Annotated in this window: 21 protein-coding genes and 1 tRNA gene; 10 read left to right on the plus strand and 12 right to left on the minus strand. The window is 66.9% G+C overall.

All coding sequences use genetic code 11. The annotated features are described in order from the left end of the window. The first annotated feature begins 138 nt into the window (after window positions 1-138). Window positions 139-1,416, plus strand: a complete 1,278-nt coding sequence (locus tag ACLQ3I_RS13470; protein ID WP_425788653.1) for a GAF domain-containing protein — start codon at window positions 139-141, stop codon at window positions 1,414-1,416. Here the strand turns inward: ACLQ3I_RS13470 and rsmI are convergent. Further along, window positions 1,346-2,230 carry a 16S rRNA (cytidine(1402)-2'-O)-methyltransferase gene (rsmI, locus tag ACLQ3I_RS13475; RefSeq protein ID WP_425802415.1) on the minus strand — a complete coding sequence of 295 codons (885 nt, stop codon included), beginning with the start codon at window positions 2,228-2,230 and terminating at the stop codon, window positions 1,346-1,348. The two genes, ACLQ3I_RS13470 and rsmI, sit on opposite strands and share 71 nt — an antisense overlap. 86 nt (window positions 2,231-2,316) lie before the next feature. Here rsmI and ACLQ3I_RS13480 point away from each other — a divergent pair, with 86 nt between their 5' ends. Next, complete coding sequence (locus ACLQ3I_RS13480) at window positions 2,317-3,867, plus strand: dolichyl-phosphate-mannose--protein mannosyltransferase (RefSeq protein WP_425802825.1); 1,551 nt, start codon at window positions 2,317-2,319, stop codon at window positions 3,865-3,867. Here ACLQ3I_RS13480 and ACLQ3I_RS13485 read toward each other — a convergent pair. The 7 genes from ACLQ3I_RS13485 to ACLQ3I_RS13515 all read right to left on the minus strand — a co-directional run bounded on the left by ACLQ3I_RS13485 (window position 3,803) and on the right by ACLQ3I_RS13515 (window position 10,929). Beyond that, window positions 3,803-5,407, minus strand: a complete 1,605-nt coding sequence (locus tag ACLQ3I_RS13485; protein WP_425790445.1) for a BCCT family transporter — start codon at window positions 5,405-5,407, stop codon at window positions 3,803-3,805. The genes ACLQ3I_RS13480 and ACLQ3I_RS13485 overlap by 65 nt on opposite strands. A gap of 134 nt (window positions 5,408-5,541) precedes the next feature. After that, entirely contained in the window at window positions 5,542-5,919 is a 378-nt protein-coding gene (locus ACLQ3I_RS13490; RefSeq protein WP_425802418.1) for a GntR family transcriptional regulator, read from the minus strand. A 12-nt stretch (window positions 5,920-5,931) separates the two neighbouring features. Then, window positions 5,932-7,158 (minus strand): arginine deiminase, encoded by a 1,227-nt coding sequence (locus ACLQ3I_RS13495; protein WP_425788658.1) that lies wholly within the window; start codon window positions 7,156-7,158, stop codon window positions 5,932-5,934. Between the two features lie 124 nt (window positions 7,159-7,282). Next, entirely contained in the window at window positions 7,283-8,506 is a 1,224-nt protein-coding gene (locus ACLQ3I_RS13500) for an MFS transporter (protein WP_425788660.1), read from the minus strand. Between the two features lie 10 nt (window positions 8,507-8,516). Next, on the minus strand, window positions 8,517-9,467 hold the full coding sequence (locus tag ACLQ3I_RS13505; protein ID WP_425788662.1) for a patatin-like phospholipase family protein: 951 nt from the start codon (window positions 9,465-9,467) through the stop codon (window positions 8,517-8,519). 105 nt (window positions 9,468-9,572) lie between these two features. Beyond that, window positions 9,573-10,019 carry a redox-sensitive transcriptional activator SoxR gene (gene soxR / locus ACLQ3I_RS13510; protein ID WP_164306468.1) on the minus strand — a complete coding sequence of 149 codons (447 nt, stop codon included), beginning with the start codon at window positions 10,017-10,019 and terminating at the stop codon, window positions 9,573-9,575. Between the two features lie 49 nt (window positions 10,020-10,068). Then, window positions 10,069-10,929: a universal stress protein gene (locus ACLQ3I_RS13515; protein WP_425788664.1), complete on the minus strand. Its 861-nt coding sequence runs from the start codon at window positions 10,927-10,929 to the stop codon at window positions 10,069-10,071. 159 nt (window positions 10,930-11,088) lie between these two features. On the opposite strand from ACLQ3I_RS13515, the gene ACLQ3I_RS13520 reads away from it, so the two are divergent. Beyond that, a complete protein-coding gene (locus ACLQ3I_RS13520; protein ID WP_425788666.1) occupies window positions 11,089-11,397 on the plus strand; it encodes a hypothetical protein in 309 nt (102 codons plus the stop codon). A gap of 249 nt (window positions 11,398-11,646) precedes the next feature. On the opposite strand, the gene ACLQ3I_RS13525 is transcribed toward ACLQ3I_RS13520, so the two are convergent. Continuing rightward, the gene (locus ACLQ3I_RS13525; RefSeq protein WP_425802420.1) at window positions 11,647-13,446 is read right to left on the minus strand and encodes a cation:proton antiporter; all 1,800 of its coding nucleotides are present in this window, start codon (window positions 13,444-13,446) and stop codon (window positions 11,647-11,649) included. 189 nt (window positions 13,447-13,635) lie between these two features. On the opposite strand from ACLQ3I_RS13525, the gene ACLQ3I_RS13530 reads away from it, so the two are divergent. The 3 genes from ACLQ3I_RS13530 (at window position 13,636) to ACLQ3I_RS13540 (ending at window position 17,242) form a co-directional block, all read left to right on the plus strand. Further along, complete coding sequence (locus tag ACLQ3I_RS13530; RefSeq protein WP_425802422.1) at window positions 13,636-14,652, plus strand: AurF N-oxygenase family protein; 1,017 nt, start codon at window positions 13,636-13,638, stop codon at window positions 14,650-14,652. 28 nt (window positions 14,653-14,680) lie between these two features. Then, window positions 14,681-16,219, plus strand: a complete 1,539-nt coding sequence (locus tag ACLQ3I_RS13535) for a 4Fe-4S binding protein (RefSeq protein WP_425802425.1) — start codon at window positions 14,681-14,683, stop codon at window positions 16,217-16,219. Window positions 16,220-16,435: 216 nt separating this feature from the next. Continuing rightward, on the plus strand, window positions 16,436-17,242 hold the full coding sequence (locus ACLQ3I_RS13540; protein ID WP_425788671.1) for a maleylpyruvate isomerase N-terminal domain-containing protein: 807 nt from the start codon (window positions 16,436-16,438) through the stop codon (window positions 17,240-17,242). A 45-nt stretch (window positions 17,243-17,287) separates the two neighbouring features. Here the strand turns inward: ACLQ3I_RS13540 and ACLQ3I_RS13545 are convergent, their stop codons facing one another. After that, the gene (locus tag ACLQ3I_RS13545; protein WP_425788673.1) at window positions 17,288-17,917 is read right to left on the minus strand and encodes a helix-turn-helix domain-containing protein; all 630 of its coding nucleotides are present in this window, start codon (window positions 17,915-17,917) and stop codon (window positions 17,288-17,290) included. A 19-nt stretch (window positions 17,918-17,936) separates the two neighbouring features. Here ACLQ3I_RS13545 and ACLQ3I_RS13550 point away from each other — a divergent pair, with 19 nt between their 5' ends. Both ACLQ3I_RS13550 and ACLQ3I_RS13555 read left to right on the plus strand, forming a co-directional pair. Beyond that, on the plus strand, window positions 17,937-18,677 hold the full coding sequence (locus ACLQ3I_RS13550) for an AzlC family ABC transporter permease (RefSeq protein WP_425788675.1): 741 nt from the start codon (window positions 17,937-17,939) through the stop codon (window positions 18,675-18,677). Further along, the gene (locus tag ACLQ3I_RS13555) at window positions 18,674-18,994 is read left to right on the plus strand and encodes an AzlD domain-containing protein (protein WP_425802427.1); all 321 of its coding nucleotides are present in this window, start codon (window positions 18,674-18,676) and stop codon (window positions 18,992-18,994) included. The genes ACLQ3I_RS13550 and ACLQ3I_RS13555 overlap by 4 nt, the downstream gene beginning before the upstream one ends. A 111-nt stretch (window positions 18,995-19,105) precedes the next feature. On the opposite strand, the gene ACLQ3I_RS13560 is transcribed toward ACLQ3I_RS13555, so the two are convergent. Continuing rightward, window positions 19,106-20,530, minus strand: a complete 1,425-nt coding sequence (locus ACLQ3I_RS13560; protein ID WP_425802430.1) for a DEAD/DEAH box helicase — start codon at window positions 20,528-20,530, stop codon at window positions 19,106-19,108. Window positions 20,531-20,997: 467 nt separating this feature from the next. On the opposite strand from ACLQ3I_RS13560, the gene ACLQ3I_RS13565 reads away from it, so the two are divergent. Next, a complete protein-coding gene (locus tag ACLQ3I_RS13565; protein ID WP_425788681.1) occupies window positions 20,998-21,489 on the plus strand; it encodes an FBP domain-containing protein in 492 nt (163 codons plus the stop codon). Between the two features lie 125 nt (window positions 21,490-21,614). Here ACLQ3I_RS13565 and ACLQ3I_RS13570 read toward each other — a convergent pair. Beyond that, window positions 21,615-21,687, minus strand: a tRNA-Ala gene (locus ACLQ3I_RS13570). Window positions 21,688-21,821: 134 nt separating this feature from the next. Between ACLQ3I_RS13570 and ACLQ3I_RS13575 the strand changes: the two genes are divergently transcribed. Next, entirely contained in the window at window positions 21,822-22,565 is a 744-nt protein-coding gene (locus ACLQ3I_RS13575) for a hypothetical protein (RefSeq protein ID WP_425802432.1), read from the plus strand. The last annotated feature ends 56 nt before the right edge of the window (window positions 22,566-22,621 follow it).

The following is a 22,621-nucleotide window of genomic DNA, read 5'->3' on the forward strand; positions in this document are numbered from 1 at the left end:
CGCCGGACGATGACCGTTCGACGCAGCGACGCGCCCGCTCGTCGTGAATTGAGCACCGCTTGACGCATAGTCCTGAACATCGGCAAAAGGCACGGCCGACCCCCTTCCGCATGTCAACATCTGGGGTAGAGTCGGATTATGCGCCGATCCATACTGCCGGGTACGGAAAGTACGGGCGACGTCGGCAGTCTTGGTGATCGGTCTCAAGCCGACGTGACCCGAGATCTCCCGGTGCCCACCGCCCGCAACGAAGTCCTCGCTTCGTGGCAACGTGCCGTCGACACCGGAGCCGACGCCGACAAGCATGCGCCGGGGCATCTACCTCCAGGCCAGGTCCACGACCGGCGACATGGCAATGCACTGGGCGACGGCGCGCAGCGCCTGCAACGGGTGTTCGCCGAGACCACCGACGACCCCGAACTCCTCATGGGCGTCTTCGACTCCGACGGTGTGCTGCTGTGGCGTTGCGGGACCTCGCGGTGGCTACGGGTCGCCGACCACCTCGACCTGGTGGAGGGCAGCCGCTGGGACGAGAAATCCACCGCGACCACGGCCGTAGGCCTGGTGATGTCCGATCACCGGTCCACCCGGGTCGTCGGCCGGGAACACTTCAATCGTGCTCTGCATTCGCTCTATTGCGCGGCCGCCCCCATTCACGATCCCCGTACCGGGCAGCTGACCGGAATAGTCTCCCTGGCCGGACCCGTGGAGGCCCTGCAGCCGTCGTCGACGGCGTTCGCGGCCAGCATGGCAGCGCTCGGCGAGCACGAGATCGCCAACGCCCACGCGCGATCTCTCGCCGACCTTCGCAAGAATGCCGGTGCCCGGCTGACCGGCATCCGGGGTCCGGCGCTCCTGGTCGACGGGGACGGCTGGGTCGCCGACAGCCGCGGATGTACGGCGCCGGACGCGGTGGCGGCCCCCATGGAGGACACCCATCAGTTCGTGCCGGGGATCGGCATCTGCGTCGCCCAGCAGATCGGCAGCGGATGGCTCCTGCGGCGTGTCGGTCCCGCGAATCCCGTTGTCGCCGAACTCGATCTACGCGGCGAACCAACGCTTACCGTGGCCGGCGACGGCGACGACTGGCAGACCGTGCTGACGCGCCGACATGCCCAGATCCTGCTCCTGCTGGCCGAGGCGTCGGAATCGGGTCTGACCTCGGCGCGATTGAGCCGACTGATCTTCGGCGATTCCGGGCACGTCGTGACGGTTCGTGCGGAGATGTCGCGGCTGCGACGTGCGGTCGGCGCCCTGCTCACCAGCCGTCCCTACCGGCTGGCGCCGGGTGTGACCCTTCACGTCTCCGAGGACGAGAGCGCTGTCGATACGGCCGAGGCCTGGCTCACGAGTCCTGGCGACGGGCCAGAACCGCTTGATACACGTCACGCCGCGAAGCACCGCCGCCCCGCGTGACCTCCTGACAGGCCTCCTTGAGGCGGGCACCGTCGGCCACCAGCTCTTCGACCTCCTCGACGAGCTCGGCCATGTCACGGATCCGTGGCCGCCCGCCCGCGACGACCACGGTGATCTCCCCCTTCACGCCGTCGGCGGCCCAGTCGGCGAGTTCCGCGAGGGTTCCGCGGCGCACCTCCTCGTAGGTCTTGGTGAGCTCGCGGCACACCGCCGCACGTCGATCGCCCCCCAGGACCTCGGCGGCGGTGGCGAGTGTGTCTGCGAGACGGTGGGGTGACTCGAAGAACACGGTGGTCCGCGGCTGGTCGAGCAGAGTCGTCAGCCACTCCCGGCGGGCACCGGGACGCCGCGGAGCGAATCCGTCGAAGCAGAACCGCTCCGAGGGCAGTGCCGAGACAGCGAGCGCGGTGGTCACCGCCGACGGACCCGGGAGGCAGGTGACCCGCAATCCCGCGTCGGCACAGGCGGCGACCAGTTTGAACCCCGGATCGCTCACCGAGGGCATCCCCGCATCGGTGATCAGCAGCACGGTCGATCCCCCGGTGATCGCATCTACCAGCGCAGGTATCCGAGCCGCCTCGACCTGGTCGTAGTAGCTCACCAGGCTACCGCCGATCCCCACATCGAGCGCAGCGGCGAGACTCCGCGCACGGCGGGTGTCCTCGGCCGCCACGATGTCGGCCGAGGCGAGGGCGGCGCGCAGCCTCGGCGACGCATCGTCGGCCTGTCCCATCGGCGTCGCCGCCAGGACGAGCCGACCGACCTCGTCGATCGTATGGCCGTGCGACATTTCGACGGCTTCCCGAGAGTTCATCATCTGACAGCTTACGAGTGACCACTACGATCGGACGGGTGACCAACGCCGCCATCCTCGATCGAGGTCCCGATGAGGAGCGCGGCCTGTCCGCCGATCGTGGCCGCGCGGAGGATTTGGGCACCCGGCCGGGACCCGAGATCCCGACCCCGCTGTTCGGTGCCCCCGATCGGCGACGCGGATTCCTCGTCGGTCTGGTCATCGCCGTGGTCGCCACCGCGACCAGGCTCTGGGGTCTGGCCAATCCCACCGACCAGGGCACTCCGGTCTTCGACGAGAAGCACTACGTCCCGCAGGGCTGGCAGGTGCTCACGGGCGGCAATTGGATCGAGGACAACCCGGCCTACGGACTCGTGGTGCACCCGCCGGTCGGCAAATGGCTGCTGGCGGCCGGGGAGTCGGTCTTCGGCTACGGTCCGGTCGGCTGGCGCATCGCACCGGCGATCGCCGGGGTCGCGATAGTCGTGATGATCTACTGCGTGGTCCGACGCATGTCGCGATCCACGCTGGTCGGCGCCATCGCCGGGATCTTCGCGATCTGCGACAGCGTGCTGTTCGTCCAATCCCGGATGGGAATGCTGGACATCTTCCAGGCCGTCTTCGTCGTCGCCGCCTTCACCGCGCTGATCGCCGATCGCGACCAGGTACGTGCGCGGATGCATCGTGTCTGGGTCGAGGGTCGGATGGGCGACAGCGACTACGGACCACGGCTCGGGTTCCGCTGGTACCGGTTCACCGCGGGCGTCATGCTCGGTCTGGGCTGCGGTACCAAATGGTCGGGCATCTATTTCGTGATCTTCTTCGCCGTGCTCGCCATCGGTTTCGATGTCGCGGCCCGCACGGCGTATCACGTCCGTCGTCCGTGGCTCGGCGTGCTGCGCCGTGATCTGATCCCATCCGGCCTGAGTCTCGCGGCGATGCCGGTACTGATCTACTTCGCGACGTTCATCCCCTGGTTCAACAGCGAGACCGCGGTGTACCGCTACGAGGTCGGCAACCAGATCGGCATCGGCGGACCATTCGCATGGGTTCCGGGCGCGTGGCGTTCCCTGTGGTTCTACGAGTCGGGCGTCCTGCAGTTTCACGCGGGACTGACCAATTCGGCGGGCAACCATCATCCATGGGAATCCAAGCCCTGGACGTGGCCGATGAGTCTGCGGCCCATGCTGTACGCGATCGAGAACGGTCCGGACCAGTGCGGCGGCGGAGAGTGTGTCCGGGCCCAGATGTTGATCGGGTCACCCGCTCTCTGGTGGTTTGCACTCCCGATGCTCGCCTGGGGTCTGTGGCGGTTCCTGGTCCGCCGCGACTGGCGGTATGCCGCCGTGGTGACCGCATACGCCGCCGGCTATCTGCCCTGGTTCGCCGACCTCGACCGCCAGATGTACTTCTTCTACGCGACCGTGATGGCACCCTTCCTGGTGATGGGACTGGCACTGTGCACCGGTGACCTGTTGCGGTCCGCGACGGCGACGGCGAGGGCACGCCCGGAACGGCGGTCCCTCGCGATCCTCGTGGTCGCGATCTACGTCGGACTCGTGGTGGCGAACTTCATCTGGCTGTGGCCGATCCTCACGGCAGGTGCGATCTCCCCTGCTCAGTGGCATCAGCAGATCTGGCTTCCGAGCTGGGGTTGAGGGGCTCGTCGACGCTGACCGGCTCCTCGACATAGCCCCCGATGGCCGAGAACTCGCTCGTCGCTATCTCGGTGGCCTGCTGCCGGATGTGCTCGTCGATCTCGGAACGCAATTCCATCCGCGCGACGATCAGCGGATCGCGGCGCAGGTCCCGGAACAGAGCGAAGCACATCAAGATCATCACCACCACGAACGGCAGCGCGGCGATGATCGCCATCTGCTGCAGTCCGGTCAATCCGTCGTCTCCACTGATGGCCAGCAGCACGGCGGCTACCGTACCGGTGAGGACACCCCAGAAGATGGTCAGCCATCTGGGCGGATCGTGTACCCCGCGATGCGACAGCGAACCCATCACGATCGACGCGGAGTCGGCGCCGGAGACGAAGAAGATCGCGACCAGCAACATGACCAACGCGGAGGCGACCGCCGTCCAGGGCAGGTGTGCCAACACCTCGAAGAGCGTTGCATCGCTGTCGTTCACCGGCAGGTTGAGCCCGTCGGTCTCCTGCCGGATGGCGGTACCGCCGAAGATGCAGAACCAGACCAGCGACACAGTGGTCGGCACCACCATGACACCGATGACGAACTCCCGGATGGTGCGTCCCTTGCTGATCTTGGCGAGGAACAATCCGACGAACGGGGTCCACGAGACCCACCACGCCCAATAGAAGATCGTCCACGACGCCAACCAATCCTGGCCGTCGGCATCCACGGTGGCTCCCGAACGTGCGGAAAAACTGGGGATGTCGTTGAGGTAGGCGCCGAGCGTGGTGGGCATCAGGTTCAGGATGAACACCGTCGGGCCCACCACGAAGACGAAGATCGCCAGGATCAGCGCGAGCACCATGTTGATGTTGGACAACCACTGGATGCCACGGGCGACGCCCGACACGGCCGACGCGACGAAGGCAGCGGTGAGCACCGCGATCACCGCGACCAGGAGCATGGTCGACGGCTCGTCGACCCAGCCGACCTTCACCAGGCCGGAGCCGATCTGCAGCGCACCCAGGCCGAGGGACGCCACCGTGCCGAACAACGTCGCGAAGATGGCCAGGATGTCGATCACCTTGCCGATCGGCCCGTTCTCCCGGCCGCCGAGCAACGGGGCGAAGACCGCGCTGATCAACTGACCGCGACCACACCGATAGGTGCTGTAGGCGATCGCGAGACCCACGACCGCATACATCGCCCAGGGATGGAAACCCCAGTGGAACATGGTGGTCGCCATGGCGATCTGTACATCCCGTGCGTCGTATCCGGGCGGTGCGTTGACGAAATGGAACAGCGGCTCGTACGCACCGAAGAACATGAGTCCGATCCCCATGCCGGCGCTGAACATCATGGCGATCCAGCTGATCGTCCGGTACTCGGGTTTGTCGCCGTCGCGACCGAGCGGGATGCGGCCGTACTTGCTGGCCGCCAGATACACGGCGAAGACCACGAAGAACGTCGCCGACAGGATGAACAACCACCCCATGTTGTCGGTGATCCAGCCGAGAGCGTTGGTACTGGAGGCGTTCAGACTGTCGGAGTCGACCATTCCCCACACGACAAAGCTGACGACGATGGCCGCGGTGATCCCGAACACCCACGGATCAAAGCCGATACGCGACCTTCTGACCGTTTTCTGTTCCGTTGTCACCCATCAACACAACCAAAGGTTGATGCAGGTTCTCAACCCGTATGGGTAGCCTGTGTCACCAATGTGACTATTGTGGCGTCGTCGATGCCGAGGTCGCGCAGCGATCTCACGTGCTGGACGGTCGCCTGCTGCGCCTGGTCGAGCGTTGCGTCACGACTCGACTTGATGAACGAGCCGTGCCTGCCCCGGGTCTCGATGATGCCCGCCGATTCCAGTTCCCGGTAACTGCGCGCAACGGTGTTGGCCGCCAGTCCGAGATCTGCGGCGAGTCGCCGGACTGTCGGGATACGCTCTCCGACCAGGAGTTCTCCGCATGCGATGAGCTCGATGACACCTGCTCGAACCTGCTCGAAGGGCGGTTCTGCCCCGTCGTGGTCGATCGTCAACAAGGCCGCCAGATCTGCCGACACGTCGCCTCCTACTCAGACCTCGTCGCGGGCGAGTGGACACGACATGCACCGGGGCCCACCGCGACCGGACCCCAGCTCTCTGCCCTCGATCTCGAGGACCTCGACCCCCGAATCCCGGAGGCGCTGATTCGTCTCGACATTCCGGTTGTAGGAGACGACGACTCCCGGCGCGACCGCGAGTGTGTTGTTCCCGTCGTCCCATTGCTCACGCTCGGCGGTGATCGGATCGAGACCGGTGTCGATCACCCGGAGCTTCTCGATCTCCATGGCCTCGGCAGCCGCCTCCACGAACGGACGTGAACCGCTCACCTCGACGGTGCCGTCGCGGTGGCGCAAGGTGAACGCGGACATCGATTCCGCGATGTTCGGGTACATCACCACCGCGTCCACATCGACCATCGTGCACACGGTGTCGAGGTGCATGAATGCACGCGACTGCTGGATCGGGACGGCCAGCACGGTGTGCGCGAGCCCATCATCGAATAGACTGCGCGCCAACGCTTCTGCACCCGCAGGCGTCGTCCGCTCCCCCACCCCGACCGCGACCACGCCGGGCGTGAGCAACAGGACGTCACCGCCCTCGACCGGCGCGACCTGCGACTCATAGGCACGGCGGGCGCCGGTGAACCGCGGGTGATGCGCGTAGATCAGGTCGGTGAGCGAGGTTTCCCGCACGCGGGCGGGCAGCGCCAGAGAGGTGATCGCGAATCGGGGGCCGATCCAGAACGAACTGTCCCGGGTGAACAGCAGATTCGGCAGCGGCTCGATGGCGAACTCAGGACCGTGGTGCATCCGCCGCACCAGCGACGACGACGCCGCAGCCGGGGTGACCGGGAGTTCGTCGAAGGTCATCCCCGCGGTCAGGACATGCGCCAGATCCGCGGCGGGCAGCCCGCGCAGATGGCGGGCCAGATCGTCGGCGAGGTGCGTGCCGAGTCGTCGCGGGCTGACGGCGGCGGCGATGCCCTGGATACGTGCCGCACCACTGTGCCCGATGGTCTCGGTGAGCAGATCGCCGAGCAGGAAGACGTCCACACCATTGGCCCGCAACAGTTCGGCGAACGCATCGTGTTCCTCCTGCGCACGGGCCACCCACGGCAGACCGTCGAAGAGCAGCTGATCGTTGTTGCGCGGCGTGAGGCGCCGCAGTTCGTCACCCGGTCGATGCAGCATGACGGCCCGCAACCGGCCCACCTCGGAGGTCGATCCCAGGGCGTAGCCGGCGGCGCTGCTGCTCATGTGTCAACGGTAATCCGTCGCAGTCGATCTCACCTGCTCGCTCGCCCTGGTGTCCTGAGTCAGAAGTTCTTGTGCGCTCTTCGGTGTTCGATCGGTACCGCGACGAAACTTCCGACTCAGGACACTACTCGTCGGTGTCGCGCTCCACCTCGGTGAGATGGGGACCGCCGCCCACCACCGCAGGTGCCGTCTCGTCGGCCACGCACCACATCACGAAGGCGACCGTGGTGACCACACCCGTGAGGAGGAAAGCCGGTGCGAAACCGGCCCGGTCGGCAACGAAACCCACGATGATCGGGCCGCTCACCGCACCCAGATCCGACGACATGCCGTAGGCGGCAAGTGCCGATCCACCCTGCTGCCGGTTACCGAGCACATCGGCGAGTGCGGCCTGATGCGTCGGGGCGAACAGTCCCGATCCGGCGCCCGCGGCCAGACACAGCGCGAGCGCCACCAGCAGATTCGGCGCGAAACCCAGCGCCGCGGTGGCAACCGCGGCGATCGCCAGACCCGGCAACATGACCGGCCGACGACCCAGACCGTCGGACAGTCTCCCGGCGATCACGATGGCCGCGACATTGCCGACGGCGAACACGGCGAGCGCGACCCCGGCCATCGCGGGACCTTCGTCGAGGCCGTCGGTGATGAACAGCGGCACCACCGCCACCCGCACCCCCATCGACGCCCATCCCTGCACGAAGTTCGACGACAGGATCGCGCGGTACGTACTGTCGTGCAACGCGCTGCGGAACCCCACCACCCCGGCGGGTTTCGCAACGGACGGGTCCGGTCGACCACCCTGGTCACGCAGCTGGGTGGCGACCACCACCGAAGCGATCAGCAACGCGATCGAATACACCACGAACGGCATGCGCAGGCCGAAATTGACCAGCGCACTACCGATCAGAGGTCCGGTGATATTACCGATGAGAAAGCCGGCAGAGAAGTAGCCGGAGACCCGCCCGCGGATCTCCCCGGGCGACATGCGGATCAGCAGGGCCATCGCCGATACGGTGAACATCGTCGATCCGATGCCACCCGCGGCGCGGAACAGCAACAGCTGCCAATAAGTCTGGGCGAACGCGCACGCGAAGGTGCTCGCCGCGACGATCAGCAGTCCGATCAGATAGATCCTGCGCTCTCCGAAGACGGTGACCAGTCGCCCCGTCGCCGGTGCGAAGAGAAGGCGCATCACCGCGAAGGCGGAGACGACGGCCGACGCCGCGGTGAAGGTGACGTCGAAGGTCCGCGCGAAGGCGGGCAACGCCGGCGCGATCAGTCCGTATCCCAGTGCGATGACGACATTGGCAGCCAGCAGCACCCAGATCCCGCGGGGAATCTGTTTCACGTCCGGGCCCTCACAGGGTCAGCTCGGGGAGCTGGTCGAGAGCTTCGGCGGTACGCGATCTCCCGAGCGCGATCATCTCGGGCGCCTTGTGGAAGTCGAGGGTGCGCACCGACTTCCGGGGTACCCGGATCAGGATGTCGGGTGGATACCCGGCCACCTGATAGCGCGTGAGCGCCTCCTGCATGATGTCGAGGGACCGGCTGAGCACCTCGATACGACCCATGCGGCCGGTCTCGACGTCGGGTTCCGCAGTGGGTGCGGCGGCATGCAACTCGTCGCCGCCGGAAGCCTCCAGTCCGAATCTGTCCCGAACCGACCGGACGAAGTCGCTGTCGAGGATGGGTGCGACGTTGCGGCGCAGCAATCGCTTGGTCTTGGGTTCGCGGGTGGCCCCGTGGTCCGGGCCGCCGTCGGCGCCGAGCACGACCCCGATCGTGACGTCACTTGCCACGCCCGACGTCGGGGCCACCGGCAACGGATCGAGGATGCCACCGTCGGCGAGCAGCCGTCCGCCGTGGTCATGGGGGCTGATGACGCCGGGAATCGCGATGGAGGCACGGATCGCCTCGACGACCGAACCCCGCTGGAACCACACCGCGCGACCCACATTGAGGTCGGTCGCGACCGCGGTGAACGGGGTCGACAGATCCTCGATCCGGGCGTCGCCGAGGATCTCCCGCACCCTCGACAAGATGCGCTCCGCACCGATCACACCGGACTTGGACAGGGAGACGTCCATCAGCCGTACGACGTCGAGCTGGGAGAGGCCGGTTATCCAGTCGACGTACTCATCGAGCTTGCCCGCGCAGTACAGACCGCCGACCAGGGCACCCATCGACGATCCCGCCACGGTGACCACTTCGAATCCGCGTTCTTCGAGTTCGGCGATCACACCGATGTGCGCGTAACCACGTGCCCCGCCACTGCCGAGGGCGAGTGCCACGCGGGTGGGTCTGGCCATGATGCGAGCCTATCGACCGCCACAACCGGGCCGACATCACCCTGTTCTCGACAGCACCCTGTTCTCGACATCACCGGCGCCGAGCGGGGTCATCGGCTCGGCTGATCAGTCCCGCATCAGTCGACGCGGGCCCGGACCGAGCTTGTTCATCTCGTCGCCGGGGTTCAACAGGTGGCACTCGCCCAACGACAGACAACCGCAGCCCACGCACGAGCCGATCATGTCGCGCATGTTCTCGAGCAGTGCGATCCGGTTGTTGATGTCGTCGATCCACCGCTTGGATGCGGACTCCCACATCGACTTCGGCGGCGACTCGTGAGTGCCGAGCTCGGACAGCACATCGGCGATCACCGCGAGCGGGATGCCTGCGGACTGCGATGCCCGGATGAATGCGACGCGGCGCAGCATCGCGCGGTGGTAGCGGCGCTGGTTGCCGGAGGTGCGACGGCTGAAGATCAGTCCCTGGTCCTCGTAGAACCGCACCGCCGACGGCGCGATACCCGCGCGTTGGGCCAACTCGCCGACAGAGAGTTCGAGCTTCTTGAGCGACACGAATCCATCGTAGGTGACTTCAAGTGAACTTGAAGTCCGCCGCGCGGGCCTACGTGCGGACCACCATCACCGGGCTCTCGGCCTGGTGCAAGATCTTCTGGCTGGTCGAGCCGAGCAGCAGACCGGTGAACCCACCGCGACCGCGGCTGCCCACCACGATCAGCTGCGCGTCGTCGCCGGCCGCATCGAGCACCGCCTTCGCAGGCTCCTCGGGGATCACCACCCGCTCGACCACCACATCGGGATACTCGGTGCGGTAGCCGGCGAGTCGCTCCGCGACGGCCTCGACGGCTTCCTGCGACATCCGCGCGACCTCGTCGGGCTCGATGCCGTATCCGTGCAGGGCGTCGACGTCGAGCGGCGTCCAGGTGTGTACCGCGACCAGCTTCGTCTTGCGGAGTCCCGCCTGACGGAAGGCCTCGCCCACCGCGGCGTCACTCACGGGCGAATCGTCGATGCCGACCACCACCGGACCGCCGCCTCCGGGGCCGGCGACCACTACCACGCGACCGTGGAAATGAGCCGCGACCGTGGTGCTCACCGAACCGAGGAACAACCCCTTGATCGATCCGAGGCCCCGCGTACCGAGGACGATCGTCCCGGCGTCCTTGCCCAGTTCGAGCAGCGCGCGCGCCGCGTCGCCCTCGACCAGCGAGGTCTGCAGCGCAACTTCCGGAGCCACCTCCTTGGCGAGCGCCGCGGCGTCGCGCACGGCATCGGCGGCATCCTGCTTGATCGCGTCCACCACGTCCTGCGGGATGATCAGCCCCGGTGCGTAATTGCTGGTGCTGATGTCATAGACGCCTACCAGCTTCAGGTCGACCTCCTCGGCCGCAGCCGCGGTGGCCGCCCACCGCACGGCCCGATTCGACGCATCCGATCCATCAACACCGACGAGTATCGCGGTCATCTCCGGTCCCATCTCCTCACTTGGTCACCCCGTGTGGCCCTCACCCCATCCTGCCTGCCGTCAAGCTCTGCGGCAATGAGCAAAAAGTCCCGGTCACAGCACTTTTCGAGGCAGGGTATGGTGGAGAAGAGGTGAACCGACATCGAACGCAAAACAGACATGAACGAGACCCACAGGCCGGCGTCCACCGGCGACGAACTCCGTCAGGCTGCGGTACATGCAGGTGTCACAATCGCTTTCGGGCTCTTGGCACTCCTGGTGGCCTGGGCTTCTGACGACGGGGTGCGGACCGCACTGATCGTCGCGGCCCCGATCATCGTGCTGGTCGGTGCGCTCGCCGCGCTGTGGCGCACGTACCGGAATTGGCGGGCGGGCGGGAAATGGCAGACCTGGCAGGGAGCGTCGTGGCTTCTGCTGGCCGTGTTCATCGTCTTCCTCTTCAACACCGCACCGGCGCTGATGTCCTGAGCCCCCTGAGCCCCTGCCGACCGGGCACACAATGGCGTCGATCGGGCGCAGATCCGCGCCGACCGTGCGCAGTTTCACGTCGAGCGTGCGTGGAAGTTCACCGAACGTGCTCGCGCTCAACGGAGTCCGTTCGGTCGGAGTCCGTTCGGTCGGCGTCCGTTCGGTCGGCGTCATTCTGCGCCCGATCGACGCGAAACTGCGCCCGGTCGGCGTCATTCCGTGGCCGATCGAAGCGACACCCGGCGGAGATCAGTCCTCGGCCCGCAGGTCCAGGCTGATCTCCTCGGCATCGAGCTGCCGGAGTTCCCGCTCGAGCAATGCCGAATGAAATGTTCCCTCGTCCCGCATCTGGAGCAGGACCTCGCGCTGCGCGGCGACCAGGTCACGACGGATCTTCTCGTAGGCGGCGCGAACCTTCAGATTGGCGTCGATGATGCCCTCCTCGGTGTCGGCAGTCTTGGCGATCGTGGCGAATCTCTTGCGCAGCACCGGATACCGCGCGACCGTCTCGGACTCGGAGATCACCTTCCGCGAGGTGGCGGCCAGCTCGGCACGGAGCCGATGGTGTTCGGCGACGCGACTGTCGGCATCTTCGGTCACCTTCAACGCGCGGATCAGCCAGGCGAGGGTACCGCCCTGGCACAGCAGCGACGCCGCCGCGACCACGAAGGCGATGAGGACGAGCAGGGACCTCGACTCGACATCATCCGGGAGGGTCTGGGCGGCCGCGAGGGTCACCACGCCGCGTAACCCGCCCCAGACGACGATGGTCGCCTCCTTCGGCCCGAGTGGCGCCGAACGGTAGTAGTCGATATCGGCGATCTGCCGGGTGAGTCGCGAACTGACCATCCGCGCCGTCTCCGGCGACGTCGGCGGCAGTTCCTCGGAATCGGACCAGCGCCGGGGTTCGATGCGACGACGCAGACGCCGCCACTCACGCCGGATCGCACTGCGCGCCTCACGCGTGCGACGTATCGGCCGGTCGGGGCCGTCCCGCTGACGTTCGACCATGGTCGCGTTGATGTCGGCGAGCATCGGCCGCATCTCGGTCCCCCGTTGGGCGGCGCGATCGAGCCAGAGGACCAGCGGCACCACGTAGACCGACCGGATCACCACTGCGAGGCCCAGGGCGGCGAACCCGATCCAGACCGCCGTGTCGACCCCGTCGTGGTCGTTGTGGACATCGACCACCAGACCCCACAATTCGAGGCCCATCAGCAGAAACACCCCACCCTCGACGATCAGCTCGACGGTGCGCCAGTTCTGCGTGTCGGAGAGTCGGTGCTGGGGCGTCAGGAACCGGACGGCACCGGCACCGGTGATCAGGCCGGCGGTCACGGCGGCCACCAACCCCGAGGCACCGAGCTCTTCGGCCGGTATGTATGCCAGGTACGGCACGGTGAAGGAGATGGCGGTGTTCACGGTGGCATCGGACACCCGGGCACGCACCGCGAGATTGAGCCATCCCACGACCGTCCCGATCAGCACGGCGACCACCACGGCGAACACGAACTCGAGGGCGACCTGCCCGAACGAGATGCTCGCGGCGATCGCGGCGATCGCCGATCGCAACAGCACCAGCGACGTGGCGTCGTTGAGCATGCTCTCGCCCTCCAGCACCGCGGTCACCCGATGGGGCACGCCCAAGCGTTTGGCGATCGACGTCGCGACGGCGTCGGTCGGACTCACGATCGCACCGAGTGCGATACCGGTCGCCAGGCCCAGACCGGGGATCACCCAGACGAAGAAGAAGCCGAGCAGTACCGCACTGACCAGGACCAACACCACCGACAATGTGCTGATCGCGCCGAAGTCCCGGCGGAAGTCCATCGTCGGCATGGACACGGCCGCCGAGTAGAGCAGGGGCGGCAACACCCCGATCAGAATCCACTCGGGATCGAGGTCGATGGCCGGGACGAACGGCATCACCCCCACCACCACGCCCACCACGACCAGCAACAACGGCGGCGCCACACGGATGCGAGGGCCGATGACCTGAGCGGCTGCGATACCGAGGACCGCGATGACCACGAGGAGGATCTGCTGCACCTGACCATCCTGACGCACACGTCGAGTTCCGGGCCCGGCACGCGGTGCCATCCTGGATTGTGACATTGAGTGTTGACAAATGATCGAACGTCCAATTACGTTCGGTTCATCAACACGGCGGTACCGGATCCATCCGGTGAGCCGTCCGGTCTCGCCCGGACCATCTCCGACGACGAGAAGGGTCAAGCCATGACGAACGCCCTCGAACGTGTGGGTCAGTCGTACGTTCCCGAACACGACAAGTCCAGCGACGCCGACAACTACACCCAGGTCCTCGACGACCTGTCCGCCGCGTCGGTGCACCGTAACTTCGACCCGTATATCGACATCGACTGGGATGCACCCGAGATGGCGATCGTTCCCGACGATCGTCGCTGGGTTCTGTCGAGCAAGGTCGACCCGGTCGGGCGCCACCCGTGGTATCAGCAGCTACCGGTCGACAAGCAGATCGAAATCGGCATGTGGCGGCAGGCCAACGTCGCGAAGGTCGGCCTGCAGTTCGAGTCGATCCTCATCCGCGGGCTGATGCAGTACAGCTTCAAATTGCCCAACGGGACCAAGGAGTTCCGCTACACGACGCACGAGTCCAAAGAAGAGTGCAACCACACCCTGATGTTCCAGGAGTTCGTGAACCGCACCGGAATGGACGTGCCGGGCGCCAAGATCGGCTATCGGCTGATCTCACCACTGGTGCCGCTCGCGTCGACGATCTTCCCGACCATCTTCTTCTTCGGCGTCCTCGGCGGCGAGGAGCCGATCGATCACATCCAGAAGGACTTCCTGCGGACCCGTGCCACCCTGCACCCCACCATGGCCGCGGTCATGCAGCTGCACGTGGCCGAGGAGGCCCGGCACATCTCGTTCGCGCATCACCTCCTGCGGGAGACCGTCCCGCAGAAGGGCCGTATCCAGCGCTTCCTGCTCTCGCTCATGTTCCCTCTCACCATGCGCATCCTGTGCGGCGCGATCGTCGTGCCGCCGAAGAGCTTCCAGAAGCGGTTCGATGTGCCCGACGAGGTGATGCGCGACATCTTCTGGCGTTCCGACGAGTCGAAGAAGTTCCTACGCAACGTCTTCGGCGACGTGCGAATGCTCGGTGACCAGTGCGGTCTGATGAACCCGTTCTCGCGACTGCTGTGGAAGATCCTCGGCATCGGCGGCCGTCCGTCACGGTTCCGCAGCGAGCCGACCTACACCGCGGCCTGAGCCGCGCCCCTTCACAGACGGATCCGACATGCCCCACGTAGTCACGCAGGCGTGCTGCGGTGACGCCTCATGCGTCTACGCGTGCCCGGTAAACTGCATCCATCCCACCCCCGAGGAGCCCGGTTTCGGCACCTCCGAGATGCTCTACATCGACCCGTCGACCTGTGTCGACTGTGGGGCCTGCGTGAGCGCCTGCCCGGTGGGCGCGATCGTGCCCGGCCATCGGCTGACCGACGAGCAAGCACGATTCGTCGACGTCAATGCCGCACATTTCGATCCGACCGGCGACGGCGCGGCACGATTCCCCGTCGACCCGGCACGACGTCTCCCGTTGGCCCCCGTCGACAAACCGCACCAACTCGCCGTCGATGCCCCGGTGTCGGTCGCCATCGTCGGGTCCGGGCCGTCGGCCATGTACGCCGCAGACGAACTCCTGCGTCAACCGCAGATCTCGGTCACCGTGTACGAGCGGCTCCGCCGTCCGTTCGGGCTCGCCCGTTACGGAGTCGCTCCCGACCATCTGGCGACCCGGTCGGTGATACGGCTGTTCGACGACGTCGCCGGCAACCCGCGCTGCGACATCCGGCTCGGCACCACGATCGGGCGCGATCTCTCCCTCGACGATCTACGGGAGCGCCACTCCGCGGTCATCTGGGCCGGTGGCGCCCCGACCGATCGTCGTCTCGCCATCGACAACGCCTCCGCGCCGGGCGTGCACAGTGCAACCGCGCTGGTCGGCTGGTACAACGATCATCCGGATCACGACCACCTCGACGTCGATCTCGCCACCTCCCGGGCCGTCGTGATCGGCAACGGGAATGTGGCTCTCGACGTCGCCCGCATCCTCACCGCCGACCCGGAAACCCTTGCCGACACCACCATCTCCCGACATGCACTGTCGGCGCTGCGTTCGTCGGCCATCGACGAGGTGGTGGTACTGGGTCGCCGTGGTCCGACCCACGCCGCCTTCACCCTGCCCGAGCTGATCGGCCTCGTCGACCACGGCGCGAACGTCGTCGTCGATCCTGAGGACCTGGCACAGGCGCGCACTCCCCCGGCCGACGATGCGACAACTCGAGCGAAGCTCGACCTGTTGACCGAGGTCGCGGCGAGCACACCGCGCCCCGGGCGTCGCATCAGACTCTCCTTCCATCGCTCCCCTGCTGCCGTCGAACTGGATACCGACGGCAGGGCCGCCGGGGTGGTGGTCGCCCGCAACACCGTCGACGACGCAGGGGCCATCACGCCGACCGGTACGACCGACACCATCGACGCCGGCCTCGTCCTCACCTCCATCGGGTACCGCGGCGTCGCGGTACCGGGGTTGCCCTTCGACGACACCCGCGGCGTGATCCCGCACGATGCGGGCCGGATCATCGACGGTGGGGCACCGGTGCCCGGCATGTATGTGACCGGGTGGATCAAGCGCGGGCCGTCGGGCTTCATCGGCACCAACAAGACCGACTCGGCCGAGACCGTCGCATCGCTGCTCACCGACCTCGAGGCAGGCCGGTTACCCGAACACGGCCGGCCACGACGCCGCCGGATGCTGAACAGACTCGGCTGACCGCCCCTGGTCGCCACGGCTCGCGGGGCGGTTCGAGGACATCCGCCCCGCGGCGAGCAGTCTGGGACAGACGTCCCACTGCAATCGGATCTGCAGTTTCGCAAAAGTCGCTGTGCACAATCGAATACGCGCAGGAAACAGTTGTGTCACGTTCGTCCGCCCGGACGACCCCTCGGGGTTATCCTGGGTCCCTGTTGCTCTGGGGGGTGGCCAGTTGTGAGGACGATGTTCTCGCGGTTCGACTACATCGACACTGCGCGGGAGACCGGCGCGCAGTTCGTCGAGTTGGTGCGCAGTGTCGCCGATCCCGAGACCCGGCTGTCCGCCACTCCGTCGTGGACCGTGGCGGACTGTCTCGGACACGTGTCGTCGGCGCCCGGCCGCCACCGCGATCTCGCCCGTGGCGAGGGCTCATGGTCGCGACGGGCGACAGACCTGCCCGACTTCAATGCCAAACAGATCGCCAACCTGACCACGCGTGATGTCACCCTGCTCACCGACAAGCTCCTCGGCGACCTCGACTGTCTGCTCGACGAGGTGTCGCATTTCGGCGCACGGGTTCCGCTGATGAAGTTCGACGGCGGCCGGTGCATCCGGTCCGACGCCGCACTCGGCATCCTCATCGGCGAGTTCATCGTGCACGGCCACGACGTCGCCTGCGCGATCGGCGCACCCTGGGACATCGATCCGGCGGTCGCGCCACTGGTGGCGAGGGGCCGTCATCAGATCCTGCCCGACTGGGTGGACGAGATCGCGTGTGACGGACACTCGGCGACCTACGACATCAAGCTGCGCGGTTGCGCGGAGCGTTTCGTCTACGAGTTCACCGACGGCCGACTCGAGATCGATCCGGCCGATCCACGGCCTCCCGACGTGCACATCAGCGTCGATCCGGTCGTCGCGTTGCTCGCCGCGTACGGACGCGTGTCACCCACCTGGGCGGCGCTGACGGGCCGCGCATTCGCGTGGGGCGCCCGGCCATGGCTGGCCGCAGGTCTGCACAGGCGGTTCATACCAGCCTGATCCGGCATACCGCCACCGGCCCGACCCACGATGCGGCCCGGACGCTCAAGTCGACTCGCTGATCATCACGGCCACCGTGCCCGGCACGAGTGCCGCGAAGACATGCTCGATGTCGCCTGCATACGAGACGTAGTCGCCGGCCCCGAGTTCCACCGCGGCGTCGGTGGGCCCGACGCGCGCACGTCCGGAGCTGAGCACCACGTGTTCGACGACGCCGCGTGCGTGCGGTGCCGAGATACGCGGTTCACCTGGCTCGGCCCGGATGAGATACATGTCGCGGCGGGTCCCCGGCCGCGCCGTCGAGAGCAGCGTGGCGGAATAGTCGGCGGCCGCGGCCGGGATCACCGGCCCGTCGCCGAAACGGATCACCGCCACCGGGTGCACGGGGGCGTCCAAGAGCGCCGAGAACTGCAGCCCGAGGGCCGTCGACAGCGCCCAGAGCGTTTCGACACTCGGGTTGCCGTCGCCCGATTCCAATTGCGACAGAGTGGATTTGCCGATCCCCGCGCGCCGGGCGAGCTCGCCGATCGACAGTCCGGCTCGCGTGCGTTCGCGTTTGAGTGACGCGGCCACCACCTGCTTCGGGTTGATCGCCGCCGACGCAGCGTCGGCGGGGTCGACCTCGGGGTCGTTCACTGAACGGGACGACCGTCCTTCTTGACGAACACCAGCCATATTGTCCATCATAGTGGTCATGCGTTCGTCCTGGAGAACACTCGACCCGTCGGCGGTTCGCGCCATCGTCGTGATGAGTGCGTCCGTGCTGGTGATCGGCGCCTCATACGGTGTCGCCGCACACACCGCAGGACTCGCCTGGTGGCAGATCCTCACGATCGCCACCGTCGTGCTCGCGGGGTCATCGGAGTTCGTGTTCGTCGGCGTCATCGCCGGCGGCGGCGCCCCGCTGGTGGCCGCACTCGCGGGACTGCTGGTGAACACCCGCAATTTCGGCTACGGACTGTCCGTCGGCAAACACCTCGGACGAGGGCTGCCGCTCGCCCTGGGCGCGCACCTGATCAACGACGAGACTGCCGCGATGGCATCCGGCGAGCACGATTCCCGACGCGCACGTGCCATGTTCTTCCTGTGTGGCATCGGGATCCTCATCGGCTGGCCACTCGGGTCGGTACTCGGCTCGGCGATCGGCGGGCTGGTCGCGAGCCCCGAGACCCTCGGCCTCGACGCCGCGTTCCCGGCCCTGCTCGCCGCGCTGGCGGTGCCCGCGCTCCGTGAGCGGACGACCCTCGCCGCCGCTCTGGCCGGCGGCGGTATCGCGGTACTCGCCTCGCCATTCGCCCCCGCCGGTGTGCCGATCATGCTCTCACTCGCAGGAGTTGCCCTCGTCGAGATCGCCCGGCGACTCCGATCCCCCGCCCCGGCAAAGGAATTCATGGACCACGCCGAAGTCGAGTACGCGCAGGAGTCACGGCGATGAGTGCCACGGGACTGTTCGTCGGTGTCGGTGTGCTGGCCGTCGGGACATATCTCATCAGGCTGGCAGGTCCGGCGCTGCGCAGCCGCTATGAGGTGAGCCCGCAAGCAGCCGCCGTGATGGACCGGGCAGCGATCGTGCTGCTGGTCGGGGTGGCCGCCACCGGAGCACTGTTCGCCGGCCACGACTTCGTCGGCTGGGCACGGCCGGCGGGCGTGACGGTGGGGATCATCGCCGCGTTGTGCAAGGCACCGCTCGTGGTGGTCGTGGTGTTGGCGGCCGTGGTGGCGGCGGGTCTCCGCGCCGTCGGAGTCGTGTAGCCGGCCATCCCGCAGGGGCCGTTGTGATCCTTGAACGTCGAGGACCCCCGGAACGCCGGAATCCACCCTCGCGTGCGCGAAGGTGGATTCCGGAAGTGTGAGCCGGCTGGGTCAGCGAGCGCCGGCCGGAGCGCCGGCCCGGGTGGCCCGTCGACGCTGCTGGTTTGCCGGTCGACGACCGTGCGACGACTCCCCGGTGTGCGGCTGCGACTGGGCGGTCGCCGAGCGACCCGTCCCGCGACGACGCTGACCCGAGTGAGCGGAGCCGGACCGGTCGTTCGCGGCCTGGCCGTTACGCCCGCCCGGTCGACCACGACGCTGGCCGTTCGACTTCGGCGCCTGACGCTGCACCGGCTGCGCCACCGGCGTGACGTACTCGGCGCGCGGCCCCACCAGGGTGTCGACCTCGGCGGACTTGGCATCCACGCGGGTCGGGGTCACCTTGATGTTCGCCTTGCGCAGCAGGCCGGCGAGATCACGACGCTGCTCGGGCAGGCAGACGGTCACCACGTCGCCACTGCTGCCCGCACGGGCGGTGCGACCGGAGCGGTGCAGGTACGCCTTGTGCTCGGCAGGCGGATCGACGTGGACGACGAGTTCGACCCCGTCGACGTGGACGCCACGCGCGGCGACGTCGGTGGCCACCAGGACGCGCACGCCCTCGCCGCCGAACGCCTTCAGGTTCCGGTCACGCTGCGCCTGACTGAGATTGCCGTGCAGGTCGACGGCGGGGATGCCGCTGTCGGTGAGCTTCTTGGCCAGCTTCTTGGCCTGATGCTTGGTGCGCATGAACAGGATTCGTCGTCCCTGACCGGAGGCCAGTTCCTGGACGAGTCCGTTCTTGTCGCCGGGCGACACCTCGAAGACGTGGTGGGTCATCTCGACGGGAGCAGTGGTCTCCTCGGTCGAGTGGATCGACGGCTTGTCGAGGAAGCGCTTGGCCACCTTGTCGACGCCGTTGTCGAGCGTCGCGGTGAACAGCATCCGCTGCCCGTCGGCCGGTGTCGCCGCCAGGATGCGGGTCACGCCCGGCAGGAAGCCGAGGTCGGCCATGTGGTCGGCCTCGTCGAGAACGGTGATGTCGACCTGGTCGAGACGGACGATGCGCTGCTGCATCAGGTCCTCGAGACGGCCGGGGCAGGCGACGACGATGTCAACGCCGCGGCGGAAGGCATCTTCCTGCCGCTTCTGGCTGACACCGCCGAAGACGGTGGTGACGGTGAGGTTCATTGCGCGGGCCAGCGGGGTCACCACGGCGGCGATCTGGGTGGCCAGTTCACGGGTCGGAGCCAGGATCAGACCGGTCGGTGAACCGGGACGGCGCGGGACGTCGAGCTCGGCCAGGCCGGCGACCATCGGGATCGCGAACGCCAGGGTCTTACCGGAACCGGTCTTGCCGGAACCGATCACGTCGTCACCCGCGAGGGTGTCCTTCAGGGTCTCGGCCTGGATCGCGAACGGTTCGGTCTTACCTTCGGCGGCAAGAACATCGACGAGTTCGGCGGGCACGCCGAGAGAAGCAAAAGTAATGGACAAGGTCCGTGTCTTTCTGTAGTGGACACGCCACAGCAGCAGGTGAACAGCTCTGCAAGGTGTCGATGGCGAAGACGCATCTGTGCGTGTTCGTTCGCCGTACGAAGTCAAAGAGCAGGCACTAACCGGCCTGTCGAAGAAGCGTTCTACGACGCGTTGACGGCACCTGATCGGTGCATCAATTGAAATCAACGTTACGCGACTTCTGACAGCACGGCCAAATCAGGTGACGCAGATCATGGCAGTCACCCAGGCGGACTATCCAGTTGACGATCGCCACGCGCCGGAGGCACCATGCGATACGTGTATCCATCCATGTCGTCGTTCGTCGGGCGTGGGGAGGTCGTCGGCGTCGTGCACGCCGACAACTGACGACACCGCCCCGACAGACGCGGAGCTCACCCGGCCGGGTGTACCGCGTCCGGTCACGCGCACCCCTGTCACGACGATCCACCAAGGGCCCGATACACATGCACGCACTCACCGAATCGCAGATCCGCAAGTCCTTCGTCAATGCTTCTCTGCGAGAACGTAATTCCCTCACGCTCCCGCCAGACTTCGCCGACATCGACTGGGAGAACACCGATTACCTCGGCTGGCGCGACCCGAAACTGCCGCTGATCGGCTACATGATCGTCCCGGTCGACGACCAGCCGGTCGGCATCATGCTGCGACTGGGCGGTAGGCAGCCTCGAACCCGCCCACAATGCTCGCTGTGCGAAGACGTTCAACTACCCAACGAGGTTGCGTTCTACAGCGCGAAACTCGCCGGCCCTGCCGGACGCAAGGGCAACACCGTCGGAACCCTGGTGTGCTCGAACTTCGAGTGCTGCGCCAATGTCCGGGTGCGTCCGTCGAAGATCTACGCAGGCGACGACCCCGAGGCCGTCCGTAGCCGGCGGGTCGAGTCATTGCGGACTCGCGCCGACGGCTTCGCGCGGCGAATCCTCGACCAGGGCTGATGAACGACGGTTGACGAACCACGGCTGATGAGCGACGAAAGCGCGGTTCCGATGATCCGGAACCGCGCTTTCGGGTGTGAAGCTTTCTCCGATTGGGGAGCCACTTCGATTGTGGAGCCAAATTGTGGAGCTAAGGGGAATCGAACCCCTGACCTACTCGATGCGAACGAGTCGCGCTACCAACTGCGCCATAGCCCCGGGCGGTCATCGACTGACCGGCCGTTGGCCACTTTAGCAGCCCTCCGCATCGATCTCACAAACCGCCACCCGGGCTCGCCGTGGCGCCCGCTTCACGCACGATCTCGGCCCGCGCACTCGGTTAGCCTCGGTATATGGCCGAAATGTCGGACGCACAGGTCGCGGGCATCCTCGACCGCACAGTCGCAGGTATCAACCCGGTTCTCGACACCCTCGCGCATCGCGATCCCCTGGGCCTCAAGCGGCACACTTTCCACGACGACCGACACCGGGATTCGACGGTGCAGCGGGCCTTGCATCTGCTCGCCGACGCGCTCGACGTCACCGATTGGCCGGGCACCAAGGGCTGGTCGAGCCGCTCGATGAACAGCCGCGCCGACTGGTGGATCGGCCGGATCGGTGCCGTGAACAACATCGCGGTCGCCTACCCCGGTGTCTTCGGCGCGTGGACGAGGAGATTGCCGCTGTCGTCGACGCTGGGTTTCGCCAACCAGGCGATGGTCCTTGTCGCGATCGCCCGCGAGTACGGCGTCACCGAGCGCTCGCGACAGGTTCAGCTGCTGGCGGCCGTGCTGTGCGGCCGCACCGTCGACCCGGCGATGCCCGAGGACGACCAACGGTCGGAGCTGCCCACCGAGCCCGTCGAGCGAAGGCACACCCTGGTCGGCACCATCTGGGAGACCGCGAAGGTCCTGCGCAGTCTCACCGGCGAGATGGAACGACGCCCCGGGTCGCCCGGACCGCTTCGCCTCCTGACCTACATCCCGATCATCGGCGCTCCCGCGAGCTACATCGGCGAACGATTCGCCCTCGCACAGGCGACTCGGCAGGCCCGAAAGTGGATTGCCGACCACCCCGAGGCGATCACCCGGACCTGACCGACACAGATGACACCAGAGCCGCATGCCGCGGACATAGCTGTCACGGCGTGCGG

The organism is Gordonia sp. DT101 (assembly GCF_049844895.1).
GTDB lineage: Bacteria > Actinomycetota > Actinomycetes > Mycobacteriales > Mycobacteriaceae > Gordonia.